Here is a 905-nt window from a genome sequence, read left to right on the forward strand (position 1 = left end):
GCCCTATCTGCTGGGCGCCTCGGGCGGCGCGGCGCTGGGGGCGACGGTCGCCCTGCTGGTTCCCATGCATCTATTGTTCGGCCTGTCCCAGGCCTGGACGCTGCCCGTGCTGGCCTTTGCGGGCGCCTGGGGTTCGACCGTGCTGGTGCTGGCCGTCTCGCGCGTGGCCGGTGCCACCGATGCGGCCGGCATGCTGCTGGCCGGCGTGGCGCTGGCGGCCGTGCTGGGCGCGCTGCGCTCGTTCCTGATGCTGGCGCTGTCCGATGAGACGGTGAGCCTGCAGGTGGTGCTCAGCTGGGTGCTGGGCGGCATACAGACGCCGTCCTGGAGCGGCCTGGGCCTGCTGGCCGGCGCCTCCCTGGCCTGCCTGGCCGGGGCCATGGCGCTGGCGCGCGGGCTGGACCTGCTGGGCCTGGGTGCCGATGCTGCCCAGGGCTTCGGCCTGGATGTGGCGCGCTTCACGCCGCTGGCCGTGCTGGCCGGCTCGCTGGTGGTGGCCGTGGCCGTGGCCTATGGCGGGCTGGTGGCCTTCGTGGGCCTGGCTGCGCCGCACATTGCGCGCTGGATGGCGGGACCGCTGCACCGCGCGGCCCTGCCGGCGTCGGCGCTCACGGGCGCCATCATCGTCACGCTGGCCGATGCGATTGCGCGCAGCGTGCTGCCGCCGGCCGAAATCCCGCTGGGCCTGGTCACGGCCGTGGCCGGCGGGCCCTTCTTCATCGTGCTGCTGGCGCGCAGGCTGAGGTCCGCATGAACGATCAAGCCATGGACGACGCCGTGCCACGCCTACAGGCCCGGTCCCTCACGCTGCGCCACCGTGGCCGCAGCGTGCTCGACGCCGTCTCGCTGCAGCTGCCCGCCTGCGGCGCCGTGGCCCTGGTGGGACCCAATGGCGCAGGCAAGTC

General features: G+C 74.3%; 1 protein-coding gene. It reads left to right on the plus strand.

The window, feature by feature from the left end; translation table 11 throughout:
- Positions 1-754 (plus strand): FecCD family ABC transporter permease (locus L995_RS25380; RefSeq protein ID WP_047474108.1); only part of this gene is annotated, 754 nt, incomplete at its 5' end.
- Positions 755-905 lie beyond the last annotated feature (151 nt).

The sequence above is a fragment of the Delftia sp. ZNC0008 genome (assembly GCF_000799035.1).
GTDB lineage: Bacteria > Pseudomonadota > Gammaproteobacteria > Burkholderiales > Burkholderiaceae_C > Comamonas > Comamonas tsuruhatensis.